At 77.1% G+C, this 2,125-nt stretch carries 1 protein-coding gene and 2 pseudogenes; all 3 read left to right on the top strand.

What is annotated here, in order from left to right; genetic code table 11:
- A pseudogene (locus ACFO3Q_RS17385) lies at positions 1-446 on the top strand (hypothetical protein); the annotation flags it as partial.
- Between the two features lie 33 nt (positions 447-479).
- Positions 480-1,691 (top strand): annotated as a pseudogene (locus ACFO3Q_RS13535) (YadA family autotransporter adhesin); the annotation flags it as partial.
- A gap of 73 nt (positions 1,692-1,764) precedes the next feature.
- On the top strand, positions 1,765-2,125 hold a 361-nt coding region (locus ACFO3Q_RS13530; protein WP_377005261.1), incomplete at its 3' end, for a hypothetical protein.

Genomic DNA, 2,125 nt, shown 5'->3' with positions numbered 1-2,125 from the left:
CGGTCGGCTTCCTGGCGGATGCGGGCGCGGCCAACAGCGTGGCGCTGGGTGCGAACTCGGTTGCGGACCGCGCGGACACGGTATCGGTGGGCGCGGCGGGTGCGGAACGTCAGATCGTCAACGTGGCGGCCGGCACCGAGGACACCGACGCGGTGAACAAGGCCCAGCTCGATGCGGTGGGTGCGGTGGCCGAGGAGACCGCGCGCCACTTCACCGCGACAGGCGAGGGCGAGGCCCTCGCCGACGGCGAGGCGTCGGTTGCGGCAGGCGCCGACGCCCTGGCCGAGGGCGACTACGCGACCGCGGTGGGTTCGAGCGCGCTGGCGCTGGCGCAGGGCGCGACGGCGCTGGGCAGCGGCGCGTTCGCGCTGGGCGAGCACAGCACGGCGACCGGCTTCAACGCCAGCGCGATGGCGGATGCGGCGACCGCGACCGGCGCCGGCGCCTGGGCGACCGGCGAGGCGAGCACGGCCACGGGCGTGAGCGCGATCGCCGAGGGCGCCGGCAGCGCCGCCTACGGCGCGGGCAGCGCCGCGTTCGGCGCCGAGAGCACGGCACTGGGCGCGGGCGCGCAGGCGTACGCCGACGAGGCCACCGCGGTGGGCGCCAACAGCAGCGCGGAGGAAGGCGGCACCGCGACCGGCACGGGCGCGGCGGCCGGCGCCTACGCGACGGCGGCGGGCTACGGCGCCGACGCGGGCGGCAACCAGGCGGTGGCGGTGGGGCTGAACAGCAGTGCCAGCGAGGCGTACGCGACGGCGGTGGGCGGCTACAGCGACGCGAGCGGCCAGTTCTCCTCGGCGATCGGCTATGCGGCGCAGTCGAGCGGGCTGGGCGCGTTCGCGGCGGGCACGGAGACGGTGGCGTCGGGGAGCCTGGCGACGGCGGTGGGCTCGCTGGCGAACGCCTTGGGCGCGAGCGCGGTGGCGGTGGGCGAGAGCGCGACGGCCACGGGCGAAGGCGGCGTGGCGGTGGGCGGCTCCTACGCGGGGCTGATCCCGACGGAGGCGACGGGCGTCGCCTCGACGGCGGTGGGCCAGGGCGCGGGCGCGACGGACGACCAGGCGACGGCGGTGGGCGGGCTGTCGTGGGCGGACGCGGCGAACGCGACGGCGCTGGGCTACGGGGCGTACGCCTCGGCGATCAACAGCGTGGCGCTGGGCGCGGGGTCGGAGGCGGACCGGGCGAACACGGTGTCGGTGGGCGCGGCGGGTGCGGAACGCCAGATCGTCAACGTGGCCGCCGGCACCGAGGACACCGACGCGGTGAACAAGGCCCAGCTCGATGCGGTCGCGGAGACGGCCGAGGAGACCGCGCGCCACTTCACCGCGACAGGCGAGGGCGAGGCCCTTGCCGACGGCGAGGCGTCGGTTGCGGCAGGCGCCGACGCCCTGGCCGAGGGCGACTACGCGACCGCGGTGGGTTCGAGCGCGCTGGCGCTGGCGCAGGGTGCGACGGCGCTGGGCAGCGGCGCGTTCGCGCTGGGCGAGCACAGCACGGCGACCGGCTTCAACGCCAGCGCCGTGGCGGACAACGCGACGGCGACGGGTGCGCGGTCGAGCGCCCACGGCGAGAACGCGACGGCGACCGGTGCAGCGAGCGAGGCGGTGGGCGACGACAGCACCGCGACCGGCGCATACGCCTTCGCGGAAGGCGCGGGCGCGACGGCGACCGGCGTGAACGCCTTCGCCACCGGCGACGCGAGCACGGCCTCGGGCTACAACGCCGCGGCGACGGGCGNCCTCGGAGGACAGCGCGACGGCGGTGGGCGGGCACCTGTACGTCGAGGACGAGACGACGGGCGAGGTGCTGCTGGACAGCTACACCACGGCGGACGCGGTGGGCGCGAGCGCGCTGGGCGCGGGCGCGCAGGCGCTGGGCGCGTTCAGCACGGCGACCGGCGCGAACGCCGTGGCCGAGGGCACGCAGGCGACGGCGCTGGGCTACAGCAGTACGGCGGCGACCGACGGATCGAGCGCGCTGGGCAGCTTCAGCGCGGCGACGGGAACGTTCGCGACGGCGGTGGGCTACGGCTCGGAGGCGAGCGGCGCCTACGGGCTGGCGGTGGGCGGCATCGCGGACTACGGCGACCTGCTGATCGGTCTGCCGGGCTTCATCCTGCAGA

This window comes from Coralloluteibacterium thermophilum (genome assembly GCF_042654365.1).
GTDB classification, from domain to species: Bacteria; Pseudomonadota; Gammaproteobacteria; order Xanthomonadales; family Xanthomonadaceae; genus Coralloluteibacterium; species Coralloluteibacterium thermophilum.
Note: the sequence above shows the minus strand (reverse complement) of the source record. Positions and strands in the feature narration are given on the sequence as shown.